This window comes from Streptomyces sp. RK9 (assembly GCF_045070545.1).
GTDB lineage: Bacteria > Actinomycetota > Actinomycetes > Streptomycetales > Streptomycetaceae > Streptomyces > Streptomyces alboflavus.
Genome location: NZ_CP173704.1, coordinates 821407 through 838534, shown reverse-complemented (window position 1 = coordinate 838534; position 17128 = coordinate 821407). Strand labels below are relative to the sequence as shown.

Annotated in this window: 17 protein-coding genes, 1 tRNA gene and 1 other RNA gene; 18 read left to right on the top strand and 1 reads right to left on the bottom strand. The window is 69.4% G+C overall.

Going from position 1 to position 17128, the window contains the following annotated elements; genetic code table 11:
- The first annotated feature begins 519 nt into the window (after nt 1–519).
- The 17 genes from AB6L24_RS23850 to AB6L24_RS23770 all read left to right on the top strand — a co-directional run bounded on the left by AB6L24_RS23850 (nt 520) and on the right by AB6L24_RS23770 (nt 16672).
- Nucleotides 520–1518 (top strand): DUF4365 domain-containing protein, encoded by a 999-nt coding sequence (locus AB6L24_RS23850; protein ID WP_405658221.1) that lies wholly within the window; start codon nt 520–522, stop codon nt 1516–1518.
- 989 nt (nt 1519–2507) lie between these two features.
- Nucleotides 2508–3245: a GntR family transcriptional regulator gene (locus AB6L24_RS23845; RefSeq protein WP_405658219.1), complete on the top strand. Its 738-nt coding sequence runs from the start codon at nt 2508–2510 to the stop codon at nt 3243–3245.
- 634 nt (nt 3246–3879) lie between these two features.
- Nucleotides 3880–4215, top strand: coding sequence for a hypothetical protein (locus tag AB6L24_RS23840; protein ID WP_405658217.1), 336 nt, complete (start codon nt 3880–3882; stop codon nt 4213–4215).
- Nucleotides 4212–4556, top strand: a complete 345-nt coding sequence (locus tag AB6L24_RS23835; protein WP_405658215.1) for a hypothetical protein — start codon at nt 4212–4214, stop codon at nt 4554–4556. The genes AB6L24_RS23840 and AB6L24_RS23835 overlap by 4 nt, the downstream gene beginning before the upstream one ends.
- Nucleotides 4549–5610: a DUF2637 domain-containing protein gene (locus AB6L24_RS23830; protein ID WP_405658213.1), complete on the top strand. Its 1062-nt coding sequence runs from the start codon at nt 4549–4551 to the stop codon at nt 5608–5610. The genes AB6L24_RS23835 and AB6L24_RS23830 overlap by 8 nt, the downstream gene beginning before the upstream one ends.
- Nucleotides 5610–5993, top strand: coding sequence for an RRQRL motif-containing zinc-binding protein (locus AB6L24_RS23825; protein WP_405658211.1), 384 nt, complete (start codon nt 5610–5612; stop codon nt 5991–5993). The genes AB6L24_RS23830 and AB6L24_RS23825 overlap by 1 nt, the downstream gene beginning before the upstream one ends.
- Nucleotides 5994–6064: 71 nt before the next feature.
- A complete protein-coding gene (locus AB6L24_RS23820; RefSeq protein ID WP_405658208.1) occupies nt 6065–6553 on the top strand; it encodes a hypothetical protein in 489 nt (162 codons plus the stop codon).
- Nucleotides 6553–7074 (top strand): plasmid transfer protein TraA, encoded by a 522-nt coding sequence (traA, locus tag AB6L24_RS23815; RefSeq protein ID WP_405658206.1) that lies wholly within the window; start codon nt 6553–6555, stop codon nt 7072–7074. The genes AB6L24_RS23820 and traA overlap by 1 nt, the downstream gene beginning before the upstream one ends.
- A 50-nt stretch (nt 7075–7124) precedes the next feature.
- Nucleotides 7125–9158, top strand: a complete 2034-nt coding sequence (gene traB / locus AB6L24_RS23810) for a plasmid transfer protein TraB (RefSeq protein ID WP_405658204.1) — start codon at nt 7125–7127, stop codon at nt 9156–9158.
- Nucleotides 9159–9348: 190 nt separating this feature from the next.
- On the top strand, nt 9349–9819 hold the full coding sequence (locus AB6L24_RS23805) for a hypothetical protein (RefSeq protein WP_405658202.1): 471 nt from the start codon (nt 9349–9351) through the stop codon (nt 9817–9819).
- A gap of 17 nt (nt 9820–9836) precedes the next feature.
- Entirely contained in the window at nt 9837–10037 is a 201-nt protein-coding gene (locus AB6L24_RS23800) for a hypothetical protein (RefSeq protein ID WP_405658200.1), read from the top strand.
- An 11-nt stretch (nt 10038–10048) separates the two neighbouring features.
- On the top strand, nt 10049–10501 hold the full coding sequence (gene ssb, locus AB6L24_RS23795; protein WP_405658198.1) for a single-stranded DNA-binding protein: 453 nt from the start codon (nt 10049–10051) through the stop codon (nt 10499–10501).
- 87 nt (nt 10502–10588) lie between these two features.
- On the top strand, nt 10589–12031 hold the full coding sequence (locus AB6L24_RS23790; RefSeq protein ID WP_405658195.1) for a DNA cytosine methyltransferase: 1443 nt from the start codon (nt 10589–10591) through the stop codon (nt 12029–12031).
- A 458-nt stretch (nt 12032–12489) separates the two neighbouring features.
- Nucleotides 12490–13392, top strand: a complete 903-nt coding sequence (locus AB6L24_RS23785; RefSeq protein WP_405658193.1) for a bifunctional DNA primase/polymerase — start codon at nt 12490–12492, stop codon at nt 13390–13392.
- 358 nt (nt 13393–13750) lie between these two features.
- A complete protein-coding gene (locus AB6L24_RS23780) occupies nt 13751–15004 on the top strand; it encodes a DUF3631 domain-containing protein (RefSeq protein ID WP_405658191.1) in 1254 nt (417 codons plus the stop codon).
- A gap of 145 nt (nt 15005–15149) precedes the next feature.
- Complete coding sequence (locus AB6L24_RS23775; protein WP_405658189.1) at nt 15150–15398, top strand: excisionase family DNA-binding protein; 249 nt, start codon at nt 15150–15152, stop codon at nt 15396–15398.
- Nucleotides 15395–16672 (top strand): tyrosine-type recombinase/integrase, encoded by a 1278-nt coding sequence (locus tag AB6L24_RS23770; protein WP_405658187.1) that lies wholly within the window; start codon nt 15395–15397, stop codon nt 16670–16672. The genes AB6L24_RS23775 and AB6L24_RS23770 overlap by 4 nt, the downstream gene beginning before the upstream one ends.
- 63 nt (nt 16673–16735) lie before the next feature.
- On the opposite strand, the gene AB6L24_RS23765 is transcribed toward AB6L24_RS23770, so the two are convergent.
- Nucleotides 16736–16823 (bottom strand) — tRNA-Ser (locus AB6L24_RS23765).
- 120 nt (nt 16824–16943) lie between these two features.
- Between AB6L24_RS23765 and ffs the strand changes: the two genes are divergently transcribed.
- An RNA gene (gene ffs, locus AB6L24_RS23760) (signal recognition particle sRNA small type) lies at nt 16944–17042 on the top strand.
- Nucleotides 17043–17128: the final 86 nt, after the last annotated feature.

Below are 17128 nucleotides of genomic sequence, written 5' to 3'. Positions count from 1 at the left end.
TTCCGAGAGGACTACCGTGACTGTCGCGGTCAGGGTGGACCGTGACCGCCTCGTGGTCGGGACCTCCTCCCTGCTCCACTTCTTCGATGCCGCACGCGGGGCACTTGACTTGCCACTGCATGCTCCATGCTCCGCCCTCGCGCGGCACTGGAACGAGGATTCCTTCGTGGCTCTGAGGCACGCTTCCCTCCAGACAGGTTGGGTCCCATCCATGACAGCTGACGGGCGGCCAGCATGCAGGACTTTCACCTGTTCCGTAGGCGGGTGCACCGCCGTTTCGGATCACTCAAACGCAATGGGCGAGCTGCGCGGACCGACCACGGGGAGCAGCCTCCGAGGCCGCTGCTGTGCGCCGTTGTACGCCCCTGTTGATGTCAGCTATTGATGTCGACAGCGGAGGTTGCCTCGTGAGCTGGCGAACTCCAACACACCAGGCCAGCACTGGACTTGACTGCTACAACTACCCAAGTTGTCAGTGCCTGCTACTAACCTGGCGGTGACTGACTTCAAGGGGGAACGGTGTCAACTGTTCGGGCGAGCCGCAAGATCGAAAGGGCAGGCGTCAATGCCCTGCGTGCACTCCTCGAGGAGCACGAGCACATCGTTCAGGAGATCGACGGAGGGAACGATCACGGCGAGGACATGATCGTAAACTTCACACGCGCCGGTAAGAGAACGCCATACTGGGTCGCTATTCAGGTGAAGAGCGGCAAGAAGTACAAGCGGGCGAACGGGTATGCGATTCCCGTCGAGGATCATTTCGAAGATTGGCGACAGAGTCGCATTCCCATTCTTGGCGTCGTGTACGACATGAAGAAGCGGGAATTATTCTGGGTTAATCTCACGGATCGCTTGAAGTCCACGACGGAGAGTCCGGGATGGGTTCAAGTGGCGAACTCCTGTCCGCTGAACTCGGAAACGATCGAGAATTTCTATACAGAAGTCGCTACCTACGCTGGCGACGAAAGAATGCGCATCCGCGCAGCAACCGAAGAAGAAGCACTCAGTGAAGCGGTTCGTGCCAGGAAAGGGCTGGATCCCTTAACTGCCCCCAACCCCTTGTTTGAGGGGATTGCAGACATCGCCCTGAAGTATGAGGAGCGGCTCAAGGTCGTCCGTAGGAACCTCATCGCGGCTCTACCGATGATGATCCTGATCATACTCATGTTGTGGGTGTGGCCTTACCAAATCCGCTTCGCAGAGGGTTCATCTGACATGCCCGCATGGTTATGGGTTTCCAACCTCTACCTGTTCATGTTCATCATGGCCCTGGTTGTGTTCTTCGAGCTTAGGGTGGGTAGATTCCCCATCGAGACTGGAAAGTGGTTGTGGCTGCTCGCTGGTAACTTCTTCTGGCTGCCCGTAATAGATGCTGACGGCGACCGTGGATGGTGGGGGACATTTTGGATTGTTGCTGGGACATTCGTCCCTTCATTCGGCCTGAAGCTACTGATTGTTACGTTTGTTCGCTTTGCGATGGATCGCATAAGAAAGAGGCGTGAAGTAGAAGTGGCATAGGCGCGACTGGCGGGTAGGGCAAGCCCTGATTGAGGCGTCCCAGGCATCGACTGGCCGCATGGCCGAAGCGCTCACGCCGTTGATAAGGCGAACACCATGGCTGTCACCAATGGCCGGGAATGATGTCGGCTCAGGTGACTCGAGCAGGTGGCGACCGTCGTGCGAGCGGACGTGGTGGGTGGGGGCGCTCGCGGCATCGAGGGCATTGAGCACGCGCACGACGTAGACCTCCCCCATCACCTACTCGGCATCCTCCGCGGTCAGCCATTCGACAGCTGTCGACTCGCTCGACGTCCGCTCCGTACCATCGACCGGCCGGTACAGGATGATGAGAGCCGCCACAGCCCGGCTCATGTTCTTGTAGGCCCCGGTCAACCGCCTGACTGAGATGCGGACACCCGCCCAGCGTGAGCATCCTCTACGTTGGGCCGTCCGAGGCCCCGGACGGGAACAGCGTGTGTCCGTGCTCCTCAAGCCGCGCATAGATCCCCCCGCCCCCGGGGTTGATGACCAGGACACGGCCGTCATCTTGCACGACTACGCCAGCGACCGAGAGCCCCGTCTCCACGAGTCGAAAAGACGGACCGCGCGGACCTGGTCTGCGCACTTCTTCAGGTCCGGTATCTCGCCGCGAGGGCGCAGGATCGAATCCGGCTCGGGGCACCGGCGGCCGACTTGCCGCGTGCGAGGCCAGAGCGCACAGAGGAGAGAGACATGAGTGACAACTGTGCGTACGACCGTTCGGAGGGGGGCGTGGGAGTTCGCGGGGGGTGTGGGTAGGGCGGGGCGCCCATATAGCGCTGAACGAGGGCGTCCGTCAGTGCACTGGACAAAGAGCCGTGCCGAACGGGGCAGGGGAGGCGGGCCCCACGGGGTGCCTCTGTAGGGCTGCGACGGCGGCGGCTTCGTTCATGCAGCCCCCTTCGATGGGGTAACCGGCGGCTATGTGTCAAGCTGTACAAGACCACCCTAGGGAAGTGAGGAGCTTCATGGCGGAGACCGCCCGGGAGATCGCCGACGAGCTGCGGGAGCGTATTCGCTCTGGCGAGCTAGCGCCCGGCGCTCGACTCCCCGGTGAGCCTGCCCTCGTGAAGAAGCACGGGGTGGCCAAGGAGACAGCGCGGCGGGCCTTGATGCTGCTTGTGTCGGAAGGGCTGGCCGTCCGGCGGAAGGGTAGCGGTACCTACGTTCGGGAGTTCCAGCCGATTCGGCGGGTTGCGAACCAGAGGCTTTCCTCGGAGACGTGGGGTGCTGGTCGCTCCATCTGGAGTGCCGACATCGGTCAGCGCCCCATGGCGGTCACCGAACTGCGGGTCCACGAGGCTCCGGCTCCGGACGATGTGGCGCGCATCCTCGACCTTGAGGAAGGGGCACCCGTAGTAATCCGTGATCGGCTGTTCGCCGTTGAAGGGGAGCCCGTCCAGGCTGCCATCTCGTACCTGCCGGCCGATCTCGTGCGGGGGTCGGCCATCGAGCAGGAGGACACCGGACCTGGCGGTACGTACGCCCGCCTGGCCGAACTCGGTGCCAAGCCCGTTCGGTTTGTGGAGGAGCTGCGGTCGCGGATGCCCAGCCAGGAGGAGACTGAGCGTCTGCACTTGGCTGAGGGAACTCCGGTGGTGGAGATCTACCGGACGGCTCTGACGGAGGATGGTAAGCCGGTTGAGGTGAACAGGATGCTGCTCGATGCCGGGGTGTATGTCCTGGAGTACCGCATCACTGGCTGACCTCACCGAACTCTGCCCAAAGGGGCCCGCTCACGCGGGCCCCTTTTTTCATGCCCCGTTGACCTCCCTAGGGAGATGTGCTTTAAATGTCCCTAGGGAGGTTTGCCGCCTGAGGGCTCCGAAAGGGGCTTACTCGGCGTGCGCAGAGCCTCCGCACGAACTCTGCAGGACCCCGCCGGACTCGCTTGCACGCGGTTCGAGCGGAAGGGGAGACGTAGAAGCCCGTCGTCTTCACGGATCGATCGGTGTCATCGGCTAAGCCGCTGATCTGACCCTCGGGCGTAGACCCAGGGAACGGATCCCGGGGACCCCGTTGATTGGGCCGCACCCAGCCCATGGCATCCAGGGAGCAACCACTCAGCGAGTGACGACTGAGTGGCGCGGTGACCGCGTGCCGTCCACAGGAGGCGGAGCGAGGCACGCATGGAGCCGCGAGATGACAGTGACGGGTTTCCCGTCACTCGTCATGCGAGCAGGGCGTCGACGGTACGTCGATGGCCTGCTCGTTTGATGAGGACTTTCGAAGGTCCCACCGCGCCGGTCTTGGTGCGGTTCCTTTCCATGGCTGACGCCCCCGGAGCGGCAACTCCGGGGGCGCTTTTCGGGCCGTCCCACTGACTAGGAGACACGACCCATGAGGTGCATCGTTGCTGGTCATGTCGCTGTTACGGCAGCGGAGTTCGTGGAGTTGGCGTTGGGCTTCGCTGAGCGTTCGGCGGGGTTCGACACGGAGTTGTTCACCGGCGAGTTCGGGGAGTCGGAGGAGGAGCGGGCGGCGCGGCTGGCGGTGGCCCGCGAGGTCCTCGCGGAGCTGCGGGAGGTCGACCCGCTGGCCGCGGCTTACGCCCGGGCCCTGCTGAAGGCGAGCGACTTGCCCAAGCAGTCGCCGCGAGCCCGGCGGGCGCGTCGTAAGGCGTCGGCGCGGCGCGCGGGCCACTGCGCGGTGCAGGGTGTGGCGGTGGCCGCGTGAAGACCGATCTGGCGATGAAGGAGCTGACGGTTTCGCTGCGGGCGTTGCGTGCGGTGGCGGCTGAGTTCCCCGGGCTTCCGGCGCCTGCGGTGCACCTTTCGCCGATTTTCCCGGAGCGGTTGGAGCTGTCCTGGCACGACGACCTGAGGGCCTTTGAGCCGTGGCGGCTCGCGCTCGGTATCGCCCACGAGAGCGTGCGGTTCGGCACGCAGAGCGGCGGTCGGACGTGGGTCCTGAAGGCGCACACCGACTTCGCGGGAGCCTCGGTCCATCTGACCGCCTTCGGTACCGCGGTCAGCACCGGGGGCGAAGGCGGACAGGGCGGGGGCGGCGATGCTTGAGTCCCTGACTCCCGCGCAAGTCCAGTCCGCGGAGCGCACCCTCGCCACCGGCACATGGGCCATCACCGGCGGTGCGGTGCTGTACTCCGTCTTGACGGTGACGCCGTTGGTGGAGCGGGTCACGCCTGCCGAGTGGCAGTGGACGGCCCCGATCCTCCCGCTCGTGGTCGACGCGGCCGTGGTCATCGTCGTGCGTCTGGACGCGGTCGTGGCCCGCCTCGGGGGCAGCGGCGGCCGGTGGCCGGCGGTGCTGCGGTGGATGACCGGGCTGATGACGCTGCTCCTCAACATCGGCGACAGCGCCCTGAAACAGGATCTGGTCGGGGTGGCCGTGCACGCGGTCGCTCCGCTCCTGCTGATCGTCACCGCGGAGGCCGGGCTCGCCTACCGGCGCGCGATCGGCCGAGCCCTTGAACACATCGAGCGTTCACGAGCCGAGGAACAGGCCGCCCGTGAACAGCAGGCGCGGGCCGTGCGTGAACGCGAGCAGCGGGCGCGTGAACACGCTGAACAGGCCACCCGTGAACACGCTGAACGCGTCGAGCGGGAGCGGTTCGAGCGCGAGCAGAACCAGCGCCGCGAAGAGCGTGAGCACGCAGCCCAGATGGAGCGTGAACGCCTCGCCAGTGAGGCGGACATGCGCCGTGAGCAGCGCGAACACGACGACCGCGTACGGCGTGAGCAGCAAGAGCACGAAGACGCGCGCCGCCGTGAACACCATGAACAGGCGGAGCGTTCACGCCCTGAGCAGACAGCCGCCCGCGAGCGTCAGCACACCCTGCCGGGCATGCCCGCTCCCTCCCCGGTGAACAGCCCGGCCCGCCCCGTGAACACGGTGGCGAGCGGCGTGAACAACGCGGCGGGCGTGTTCATGAAGATGTCGGAGAGCCAGGCCCGCGCCTACATCGCCTCGTTCCGTGAGGGTGAGCGCACGGTGCGGCAGCTCGCGGATGACACCGGGTGGTCGGTGGGCTGGGTGTCCGCCCGGCTGCAGGAGCAGCGCTCCCCGGCCGCCCCGCGTGCGGGTGCTGCGCTGGTTGAGGCGGTGGGCTGATGTCCGGTGTCTACGGCAAGTGCTTCGACCCGACCGGGGCCCGGCACGGCATCCCCACCTACCCCTGGCAGATGGCTCCGGACGGCCTGGCCACCATGCGGCAGTTACGGGCCCGCGGGCTGCGGCCCGGCGGACAGCCGATTGCCGCGCAGGTGATGCGGGCCAACCGCCGCGCGGGCGGGGTCCGCGTCGCCTACCTCTACCGCATCGACCGCGCCGCGAGGGTCCGCCCGATGACCTCCCGCAAGTGGGGTGCGCTCGCGCTGGCCATGCTCGCGCGCCGCACCTGCCCGCGCTGCCTGCGCGATGTCGGCTACTGCATCCCGCGCTCCCACGGCATCTGCGGCGCCTGCATCGCCGCCGAAGAGCAGCCCGCCGCCTGAACCCCAGCAACTTCCCTTCGATTTCCTGGAGTTTCGCTGTGTCCAGTCGTACCCGTCCCCGGGCGCGCACCGTGAAGGTACCCGCCGGGGCCACCACCGTCCGTATCCCGCGCCAGCGTGGGCGCCGTCAGCAGTCGTTCCTGCTGGTGGTGCCCGAACGCCCCACCCTGTCCAGCCAGGCCCTGCGCACCGTAGGGCGCCTGTTATGGCACCACCGGATGGCGCTGCTCCCCACCGGGCTGGCCGTGCTGTCCCTGATCGCGACCGCCGTGCTGCACGCCCTGGCGCCGTGGGCGAGTGTCCTGGTCGCCACGGTCGGACTGCTGCCCCTGATCCTGCTCCTCACCCCCTCGCCCTACCGCGGCCGTCTGGCTGACGAGAACCGGGCGTGGAAGTGGGGTGCGGCGTCCGTCGCGGCCGTGGTGGGGCTGTGGGCCGGGCTCGCGATCCTCCTGGGACCGCTGGCCGGGCCGCTCGAAGTCCTCTGGTTCCTGGGCCTGCTGGCCGTGAACGGCCTGTGGTTCACCGTGCGTCGCATGACCTCCAAGGAGAAGGACTGATGGCTACCCCGACCCGCAACGGCGCCGCGCGCGGTGCTGACAAGGGCAACAAGTTCGCCAATGCCGGGGCCGCCGCCGGCGGCTTCGTCGGCGCGATGGGCGGCTCCTTCATGCCGTCGATCAACATCAACGTCAACCGCGGAAACGGGCGCCACGCCGCGGGTGGGCAGTCGCTGCTGCCGCCGCCGGAGTTCAACTCCCCGGCGCAGGTGCGCAACTACTGCAACACCCTGCGCGCGGCGGGCGTGATGATGTCCATGGAGGTCGCCATGGCCTCGGAGATCCTGCACAGCGTCCTCGCCTCCGTGCCCGACCCCGAGGGCCGGGCCTTCGGTTCGCGGATCCGCGCGGCGAAGGTCTCCCGCAAGCTGAAGAAGTCCGCCAACGGGCTGCGGAGCGCGGCGAAGAACGCGGCCGCCGCCTACTCGGCGTTCCAGCAGGAGTACCAGGAAGAGATCAACCGCGTCCGGCACCGGGCCCGCAGGCCCAAGGCCCCGTCGATGAACTGGGCACAGCAGTGAGGCGCCGGACGGCGGTCGATGAGACCGCACACGCGCAGCTCGCACACCTCGTGAACACCCGCGAGGGCGGCGCGGGCGGGGTCGGCAACTACCTCCTGCACCGCGCGAAGCCGCACCTGCCGCCCTGGCTCGGGATGGCCGGGGTCGGCCTGGCCGGGGTCCTCGGTCACGACCGGTGGGGCGCGTCCCCGGGTGCCGCCGTCGGCCTGACCCTGACGTCGGTGGCGCTGTCCGGCGGCGCGTGGGTGATGGGCAAGGCGGCGAGCAAGCAGCGCCGTCTGCACTCCGCGATCACCACGGCGGCCGGGTCGGCGTGGCTGACGGCCGCGTGCCTGGCCGGGCCGATGGCCGGGCCGGTCGACGACGCGTACCTGATGGGCGGCTCGGCACTGGCGCTGTCGTGGAACGTGCGGATCTTCATGCGCACGTCCGACACCAGCGACGGTACGGGCGGCGCGGACGGCGGGCTGATGGAGAAGATCGGGCTGGCGCGGGCGCAGATCCGCGCGGCCCGGGCGGAGCCGAACCGGGTCACCGCGCCGGTCGCGCTGGATCCGGGGACGCAGACCAACGCGGACATGGCCGGGGCGCTGGGACGCATCGCGTCCGCGCTGGACCTGCCCGCATCGGCAGTGCGCTACCAGCCTGATGCGGACTCCAACCGGCGCGGTGACCTGGTCATCGTCCCCGAGGACATGTTGGCCCAGACCGTGGAATGGGAAGGGCCGTCGAACCTGGGTGGGTCGATCGTGGACCCGCTGGTCATCGGCCGCTATGACGACGGCACCCCGATGATGATGTGGCTGCCCGGCGACCCGGACCCGGAGGTGAACCGCAACTCCACGCACGTGCTGATCGCGGGCGGCACCGGGTCCGGCAAGGGCGACGCCGCCCTCAACCTGCAGACCGAGATCCTCTCGCGGCGCGACGTCGTCCTGCTGATGTCCGACCCGAAGGCGTTCCAGGACTTCCGCCCGCTGCTGCCCGGCTACGACTGGGCAGCCGAGGGCGGCGCCCCGACCGAGGTCATGGTCACCGCCGTTCAGGCCGCGATCCCGGCCCGCACGGCCTGGCTCGGTGCCCACGGCTACCGCCAGTGGGTGCCCGAGGCCGCGCGCGAGCAGCGCGACCCGAAGCGCTCCTGCCGCCCCGACGGCCGTGCGTGCGGCTGCCCGGGGATGCCGTTCATGGTCGCCTGGTTCGAGGAAGCCGCGAACACCCTGCGGTTCATCGGCGACGACGCCTTCACCGGCATCGCTCAGGAAGCCCGATCGGCGGGCGCTGCCCTGGTCGTCTCCCTTCAGCGTCCGTCCTACGACCAGATGTCGACGTCCACGCGGGCCTCGCTGCCGTCCGTGGTCGCGCTGGGCTGCGCTCCGGATGACGAGGGGTTCAGCCTGCCCGACGAGGTCTTGGCCGCGGGCGCCCACCCGGGCACGTGGCGCAACCGCAAGCCCGGCTACTGCTACGTCGTCAGCCCCGGCATCGACGAGGACCGGTACGCCTGCCCGGGCCGCACCTGGCGCTTCACGCCGCGCGCGGTGGACGCCATGCAGCTGCTCGCGCTGTGGGCGCAGCGCCACGGCGCCACCGCCGATCCCGTCACCGCACGCGCCCTCACCTCGGTCGCCGGGACCGCGTACACAGGCCGCCGCGCACCCGACACGGCTGTGCCGTCGGCGACACAGGCACGCGTGGACGACGACCTGGACGTCGACGACGAGGACCTGATGGTCGACCCCGAGGACGAGGGCATCGACGAGGAAGCCGAGCTGCCCGCGCCGCAGCCGGGCGACGACGTCCCGCTGTTCGGGCAGGAGACGGGCCGCAAGCCCTCCCCGGAGGAATCCCGTCGCCTGTTCGCCCAGGCGCTCGACGAGTTCGAGGCCGCCGGGCAGATGGTCGTCGGTCCGGTCGACTTCAAGGACTGGTGCGACCGCCACGGGCTCTCGCGTCCGTGGGTGTCCGACCGCCTCAAAGAGGCTTACCTCGAGGGGCGCCTGAAGGAGACCGGGAAGACCGGCCGGTGGCGGATCGTCCCCCGCCCCGACGACGGGACGCCCGCTGCCCTGACGGCGGCCTGACGCCTGACACCGTCACGGGCGCCTGACACCCAAACCCCTAGGCACACGCGGTGTCACGCGCCCTGACACCCGCCGTCTGACACGGCCTGACACCCCCGCCTGACACCCGGGCTCAGGACCCGCACACCCCGCGCGCAAGCGATACGCGCGGGGTGTGCGAGCGCCCGGCCAGGCCCGAAGGGAGCACTGCATGTCCTACCCCGAGCGGCTCACGGCCGTCGAAGTCCATCACCCCATCCCGATCACGTCCGTTGAGCCGTACACGGCGCCGTTGGCGCCGGCTCAGACGGGCGTCGAGCGTGAGCCGGTGGTGTGGGTGCCGGACGCCTACGGGCGCATGGTCCCCATGCCCAAGCACCTCGCCCCGGCGCGCGTCCAGGCTCCCGAGCTGCGTGACCTGTCCCCGCTGCCGCTGCTCGATCCTGTCGCGCAGCGGCTCATCGGGGGCGGCATCGGCGGCGGTGTGCTGTCCGCCGGAGTTGGCTACGGCGCCGGGCAGGCCATCAGCGCCGCCGCCGGTTTCACCTCCGGCGCTGGCCTGTGGATCCTGCTCCTCCTGCTGCTCCTCCTGCGCGCCCCTGCGGCCCGCGCGGTATCGGAGGGCGGGAGCACGGTCAACATCCGCAAGGCCGTCATCAAACGCAGCAACTTCTACGGCTGAACCGCCGGAGGCAACCGATGGCCTGCCGCTATTGCACCGGCCACCACTCGATCCGCCTGGACGCCTACCCCGCGGGCAACCCGCGGGCTGTGCTTCTGGCTGATCACCGCGCCGTTGAGGCCCGCACCCAGGGTCCCGGCCCGGTCCACGTCCACTACGACGCGATCGACGACACCTTCGTCGTCATCCGCACCGACGCCCTCGTCAACCACCGCTGAAGGAGCACCGCATGTCGTTCGGAGAGACCCCGATCACCATCGTCGGCAACCTGACCGCCGACCCGGAGGTGCAGTTCACCACCACCGGCTCCGCCCTGGCGAAGTTCACCGTCGCCTCCACTCCGCGCACCTTCGACAAGGACTCCGGCCAGTGGAAGGACGGCACGTCCACGTTCTTCCGCTGCGCCGCCTGGCGCTCCCTCGCGGAGCACGTCGCGGAGTCCCTGACCAAGGGCTCGCGCGTGGTGCTGTCGGGGCGGATCCGGCAGCACAACTGGCAGACCCCCGAGGGTGAGAACCGCTCGATGCTCGCCGTCGAGGTCGACGACATCGGCGCGAGCCTGCGCTTCACCACCGTCACCGTGAACGCCAAGCGGTCCGCGCAGTCCACCCAGGCCACGGGCGACGACCCGTGGAACACCGCGGGCAAGCCCGCCGAGAAGACCGCCGACATTCCGTTCTAGCGCTGCCCGGGGCGGCCTGTCTCTCGCCAAGGAACCACGGCCGCCCCGGCTCTTCCCGCCCCGTGTCGAACCCTCAGGAGTAGGCAAGTGCTGACCTTGACCGACCTGTTCTGCGGTGCCGGTGGTTCGTCCACCGGCGCCATCACCGTGCCCGGCGTGGCCGTGCGGATGGCCGCCAACCACGCCCGGCACGCCGTCGACACCCACCAGGCCAACCACCCGAACACCGACCACGACTGTGCCGACCTCTCCCAGGTCGAACCCCGCCGCTACCCCACCACCGACATCCTGTGGGCCTCCCCGGAGTGCACCAACCACTCCGGCGCCCAAGGCGTCAAGCGTGACCACGGGGAATGGGACGACGGGCTGTTCGCCCCGGACGGCACCAACGAGGCCGCCATCCGCTCCCGCGCCACCATGTGGGACGTGCCCCGCTTCACCGAGGCCCACCAGTACCGGGCCGTCATCGTGGAGAACGTCGTCGAGTCCCGCTGGTGGGGGCCCAAGAGCAACCGCGGCGCCGTCCACGACGCATGGCTGCACACCATGATGGCCTGGGGCTACGAGCACCGCGCGGTCTACCTCAACTCCATGCACGCCACCGCCTACGGCCGGGGCGCAGCTCAGAACCGGGACCGTAAGTACGACGTGTTCTGGCTGACCGGCACCCGCGCCCCGGACTTCGACAAGTGGCTGCGCCCGTACGCGATGTGCCCGGTCCACGGCCGGGTGCGTGCCATGCAGGGCTGGAAGACGACGAAGCTGTGCAGCCCGTTCAAGCCCTGGGGGCGCTACGGGGCCCGCAACCAGTACCAGTGGCGCTGCCCGCGCGTGGAGTGCCGCAACCAGGTCGTCGAACCGGCGGTCCGCGCGGCGGCCGAGATCGTCGACTGGCAGCTTCCCGCGGTCGCCATCAAGGACCGCGCGGATGTGGGTCTTGACCCGCTCGCCGCGGCCACGATGCGCCGTATCCGGGCCGGGTTCACTCAGTTCGCCCGCCCGTGCCTGATCCCTGTCGAGGGCCGCGACGGCAAGCAGCCCATCCCCGTCGAGATGCCGATGCGGACCTGCTCCACCCGCAACGAGACGGGCGTCACCGTGCCGCCGTACATGGTCGAACTGCGGGGCGGCGCCTCCTCGCACCGGGCCATCACCGAGCCCACCGCGACCGTGTGCGCGGGCGGCAACCACCTCTACCTCGCTGCCCCGGACATGGTGCTGCCGTACTACAGCACCTCCGCCGCGCGCCCCGCGTCCGAGCCGCTGCCCACCGTGACCACCATCGACCGGCACGCCGCCCTCGCCGGCGGCCCCGTGGACACGGTGGAGGACCTGCGGTTTCGGATGCTGGAGCCGCACGAGTACCAGGCCGCGATGGAGTTCCCGGCCGACTACCTGCTGACCCCGAAGGACAAGCGCACCAAGGTCCAGATGCTCGGCAACGCGGTCACCCCCAACGCCGCCCGCGACCTGGTCGCCATGCTCACCGAAGCTCTCACCGGCCAGGACCTCGAACCCGCCGCAGCCTGACGGGCACCGGGCTCACGAACGGCAGCACCCACTCGCCGCCCTCGGCCCCTGAGCCTCCCCGCCCTCGGGGAGGCTCGGCGAAAGCTATGCTTTCGCACCAACTTGCTCGGCCTCGGCCGGGCTCGGCTCGGAGTGTCCGAGCCTCCATCTTGCTCGCCGCTGCTCCGCTCGAAGGCCCTGCTCAGCGCGCCTCGCGGACGCTCTCGCGTTCCCTCGTTCCAGCCCTGGCGGCTGTCGCGCGGGGCGAAACATAGCGGCGAAGTCCCGGTTAGCGAAACCGGGCATCCTCCGGACCCTCGTAGGTGGATCGCGTCGGCCGCCGCTCCACGGCTGCCGGTCGCCGTGGTCTGCCCTGCCCGCACACCATCCGCAACGCCCGGAGCGGACGCTCTCTCGCCAAAGAACCGCGTCCGCCCCGGCTCTCCCCGTCCCTGTGACAGAACAGGAGAACCTCCAAAATGCCACACCCCGCCACCCCCGCGCTGCTGTCCGCAGCGCTGACCGCCGCCGCCCGCGGCTGGCCCGTCCACCCGCTGCGGCCCGGCGCCAAGAGCCCGGCCCTGCACGGCGAGCGCACCTGCCCCCGCACCGGCGACTGCAGCGCCGGCCACCAAAAGTGGGAGCAGCGCGCCACCTGCGACCGCCAGCGCATCCAGAGCGCCTGGTCGGTAAGCCCGTTCAACGTCGGGATCGCCACCGGGCCCGCCGACCTGGTCGTCGTCGACCTGGACGTCCCGAAGGACAAGGGCAGTTCGGACGCGCCTTGCGGCGCGGCAAACTTCCTGGCGCTCTGCGAGCGCGCCGGACAGCCCTACCCGGTCACCTACACGGTGCGGACGCCCACCGGCGGCCACCACCTGTACTTCACCGCCCCGCCCGGCCTGCGCCTGACCAACACCGCCAGCCGTCTGGCCGACCTGGTCGACACCCGCGCATGGGGCGGCTACGTCCTCGCCGCGGGCAGCACCATCGACGGCCACGCCTACGAGGTCACCAACACCGCGCCGGTCGCCGAACTGCCCGCCTGGCTGCTCGACACGCTCCGGCCCGCCCCGACGCCCGGCACCCCGGCAGCCATCACCCCGTCCCGCAACGCCACCCGCCTGGCCCGCGTGGCGCTCGAACGCGAACAGGCCGCCATCACGACCGCACCTGAAGGGGCGAGGGAGGCAACGCTGTTCGCCTCCGCCCGCTCCATGGGGCGCTTCGTGGCCTGGGGCGACATCGACCGCCACGAGGTCGAAGAGGCTTTTCAGGCAGCGGGGGAGGCGGCCGGGCTCAAGGCGTACGAGTGCCGCTCCACCCTGCGCTCCGCCCTCAACTGGTCGATCCGCACCGCCCGCCCCCGGCAGACGGCATGAGCCCCCACCTCCCCCCTGAAAAGCCCCTCTTCCTCGGCAGGCCGGGTCGTGCGCGCCCGCGTACGGAAGGCCCCGACGAGGGCCGTGGCACGAAGGGCGACGGCCGCCAGGCCGTCCTTTCAGCCCTTCCCGCCGACCAGCCCCCGAGCGCCCCACCGCCCGGTGACGGCCGATTTCCCGTGGCCTGGCTGCACATCAACGCGCCCCGCGGCGCCATCCCCACCGCCACCTCACGGTGCCTGTGCGGCCGTGACCACAGCGCCGTGGGCCGCACCAAGGTGCTCGCCCTGATTGCCGACCACACCGCCCACCGCTCCCTCTGCCCACTCCGCACCACCTCAGAAGGGAGGAACGCCGCATGACCAGCACCAACTCGCCCACGCCGCCTATCGACGGCGCGGCCCTGCTCGACGAGGTCGAAGCGTTCCACCGCCGCTTCAACGTCTTCCCCACCGATGCCGCCTACGTGGCCGTGGCTCTGTGGGACGCGCACGCTCACCTCATCGACGCCTTCGACGGCACTGCCCGCCTCGCCTTCCTTTCCCCCGAGCCGGGCTCCGGCAAGTCCCGCGCCCTGGAGATCGTGGAGACCCTCACGCCGCGAGCAGCCACCACGGTCAACGCCTCCGCCAACGCCCTGTTCCGGCTCGTGGAGGCCGACGCAGGAACCCCCACCCTCCTCTTCGACGAGATCGACACCGTCTTCGGCCCCAAGGCCGGAGGCAATGAAGAGGTCCGCGGGTTCCTCAATTCGGGCTACCGGCGCGGCGCCAAGTCCCTGCGCTGTGTCGGCGACGGTTCCAACCAGAGCACCGAGTGGTTCTCCTCGTTCTGCGCGGTGGCTATGGCCGGGCTCGGCTCGTTGCCGGACACGATCCTGACCCGCTCGGTCATCATCCGCATGCGCAAGAAGGCCCCCAACGAGAAGGCCGAGCCATACCGCCGACGCGTCCACGAGAAACAGGGCCACGCCCTGCGCGACCGGCTCGCCGACTGGACTGCCACTGTGCACGACCAGGTCTCCCAGGCGTGGCCGGAGATGCCCAAGGATGTCTCCGACCGGCCCGCCGACGTGTGGGAGCCGCTCCTCGCGGTTGCCGACGCGGCCGGTGGCCACTGGCCCGAGCGTGCCCGCGCGGCCTGTGTCGAGCTGGTAGCCGCCGCCAAGCTCGACGACAAGGGATCCCTGGGCGTACGTCTGCTGACCGACCTGCGGGACTACGTGCTCAACGGCATCGACCGCCTGCCCACCGTCGCCATCCTCGAACGCCTCTGCGCCCTCGACGAAGCCCCCTGGGGCGACATGAACGGCAAGCCCCTCACACCCCGGGGCCTGGCCAAGATGCTCGGCGAGTACATGACCGAGGACAACGTCCCGATCTCCCCGCGCAACATCAAGTCAGGGGCGGGGGTCCTCAAGGGCTACTACGCCGCCGACCTCAGCGACGCCTGGCAGCGCTACTGCCCCCCACCCCCCTCAGAGTCCGCTATCGCCGCTACTGCCGCTACCTCGCAGGTCAGAGCCCTGAAGCCGGTAGCGGGAACGCCACCGCCAGTCGCTACCGCGCTGCCGCAACCCGCTACCGCCCGACCGCCCCGCATCGGCCGATAGCCCTCGCCCTATCCGCTACCGCTACCCGTTCCGCTACCGGAAACAGGCCCCTGACCTGCCCGGTAGCGGAGGTAGCGGCAGTAGCGGCACCCACACGACGGGGGCCACGAGCCCCCGCCTCGAAACTCTGAGGAAAGGTCTCCAGTTGAGTACCGCAAACCAGTTCGGTGACGACCCGACGTTGGTTTTGCTCACCGTCGAAGAGGCTGCGAGGCGCCTCAGCATCGGCCGTACCTACTGCTTCCGGCTTCTCGCCCTGGGAGCGCTGGACTCGGTCCAGCTCGGCCGTGCGAGGCGCGTGCCCGCGGAAGCTGTCGTCGACTTCGGTCGCAAGCTGCGGGCGGAGCAGTGCCGAGGCTCGGCGGCCACGACGCGGAAGGGCGTCGCCGCGTGAGCGAGAAGAAGCGCACCCGCCGTGCCAACGGCGAATCCGCGATCTACTTCGGCGCGGATGGCCGTTGGCACGCCCGGGTGCCCATGGGCTACAAGGACAACGGGGAGCCGTACCGCCGCCACATCACGCGCAAGACCCGCACGAAGCTGGTCGAAGAAGTGCGTCGGTTGGAGAAGCAGCGCGATGAGGGGGCGGCGAAGCAGCCTGGAAAGCCGTGGACGGTCGAGAAGTGGCTCCTGCACTGGGTCGAGAACATCGCCAAGCCAGTGGTCAGCGAGAACACGTACGACGGCTACGAAGTCGCGGTTCGCGTGCACCTCGTGCCCGGCATCGGCAAGCACCGCATCGACCGGTTGGAGCCGGAGCACCTGGAGTCCCTGTACCGCCGCATGCAGGCGGGCGGGAGCAAAGCGGGTACCGCGCACCAGGCTCACAGGACGGCCCGAACCGCGCTCGGGGAGGCCGTCCGGCGCGGCCACGCGTCGAAGAATGCGGCAGCTCTGGCGAAGCCGCCGCGAGTTGAGGAAGACGAGGACGAGGTCGAGCCGTACTCCGTGGAGGAGGTGCAGCGCCTGCTCCTCGAAGTCAGCAGGCTGCGTAACAGCGCTCGGTGGATGCTCGCGCTCGCGCTCGGCCTGCGGCAGGGGGAGACCCTCGGCCTGCGTTGGTCGGACGTCGACCTGGACAACGAGTACTTGAAGCTGCGGCGAAACCGTCTGCGCCCGAAGTACGCACACGGATGCGGGAAGGAGGAGCCCTGCGGGCGGAAAGCTGGATACTGCCCTGCCCGCGTGAACGTCCGGCGCGAGACCAAGAACACCAAGTCGCGGGCCGGGCGCCGGGCGGTCCCGCTCCCGGGCCCGCTGGTGGTCATGCTCCGATCGCACGCCGACGAGCAGGGGCGTGAGCGCAAGGCGGCCGGCGACCTGTGGACCGAGTCGGAGTACGTGTTCACCAAGCGCTTGGGCGGGCCGCTCAGCCCGAACACGGACTACCACGACTGGAAGGACCTGCTCCAAGCCGCCGCGGTTCGAGACGGACGGCTTCACGATGCCCGGCACACGGCCGGAACGGTGCTGATGCTGTTGGGTGTCCCCGATCGTGTCATCGACCAGATCATGGGCTGGGAGCCTGGCGGTGCCGCGCGCATGCGGGCGCGGTACCTCCACGTGACCGATCCCATGCTCAAGGAGGCGGCCCGGAAGGTCGGAGAAGCGATCTGGGGAGCCGCCGCGAAGACCCTTGTGGACAAAAACCAGGACAACGAGGGGTGAGGAACGTTGAAGGGCCCCACCGCGAACGGTGGGGCCCTTCGACGTTAGTGCCCGGTGAGGCACTGGCGGAGGATACGAGATTCGAACTCGTGAGGGGTTGCCCCCAACACGCTTTCCAAGCGTGCGCCCTAGGCCACTAGGCGAATCCTCCGCCGCAAACAATACAAGACGCGGAGGGGTGCTCGCGAACGTGTTCCGGTCGTGGGGACCTGGTGCGTTCCCGTCGGGGGAGCGGGCTCGTTCGCACCCCCTGGGATCGGCTAGGGTGGGGGCCAGCCCCTCACGTGGCGCTATCTGACTGAACTCCCCCAGGGCCGGAAGGCAGCAAGGGTAGGTCGGCTCTGGCGGGTGCGTGGGGGGCGCTTTGCGTTCCGGGGGCGGGGCGCGCGGCGGGGCCGGTGGGGGCGGGGGCTTCGTCCGGGGCGGTCCGGGTTGTCAGTGGGCGCCTATAACCTC

What these genes read in the sequence shown, in the direction of transcription:
- AB6L24_RS23845 (WP_405658219.1), top strand. Translation starts at nt 2,508, where the DNA reads ATGGCGGAGACCGCCCGGGAGATCGCCGACGAGCTGCGGGAGCGTATT.
- AB6L24_RS23840 (WP_405658217.1), top strand. Translation starts at nt 3,880, where the DNA reads ATGAGGTGCATCGTTGCTGGTCATGTCGCTGTTACGGCAGCGGAGTTC.
- AB6L24_RS23830 (WP_405658213.1), top strand. Translation starts at nt 4,549, where the DNA reads ATGCTTGAGTCCCTGACTCCCGCGCAAGTCCAGTCCGCGGAGCGCACC.
- AB6L24_RS23825 (WP_405658211.1), top strand. Translation starts at nt 5,610, where the DNA reads ATGTCCGGTGTCTACGGCAAGTGCTTCGACCCGACCGGGGCCCGGCAC.
- traA (WP_405658206.1), top strand. Translation starts at nt 6,553, where the DNA reads ATGGCTACCCCGACCCGCAACGGCGCCGCGCGCGGTGCTGACAAGGGC.
- AB6L24_RS23805 (WP_405658202.1), top strand. Translation starts at nt 9,349, where the DNA reads ATGTCCTACCCCGAGCGGCTCACGGCCGTCGAAGTCCATCACCCCATC.
- AB6L24_RS23800 (WP_405658200.1), top strand. Translation starts at nt 9,837, where the DNA reads ATGGCCTGCCGCTATTGCACCGGCCACCACTCGATCCGCCTGGACGCC.
- ssb (WP_405658198.1), top strand. Translation starts at nt 10,049, where the DNA reads ATGTCGTTCGGAGAGACCCCGATCACCATCGTCGGCAACCTGACCGCC.
- AB6L24_RS23785 (WP_405658193.1), top strand. Translation starts at nt 12,490, where the DNA reads ATGCCACACCCCGCCACCCCCGCGCTGCTGTCCGCAGCGCTGACCGCC.
- AB6L24_RS23780 (WP_405658191.1), top strand. Translation starts at nt 13,751, where the DNA reads ATGACCAGCACCAACTCGCCCACGCCGCCTATCGACGGCGCGGCCCTG.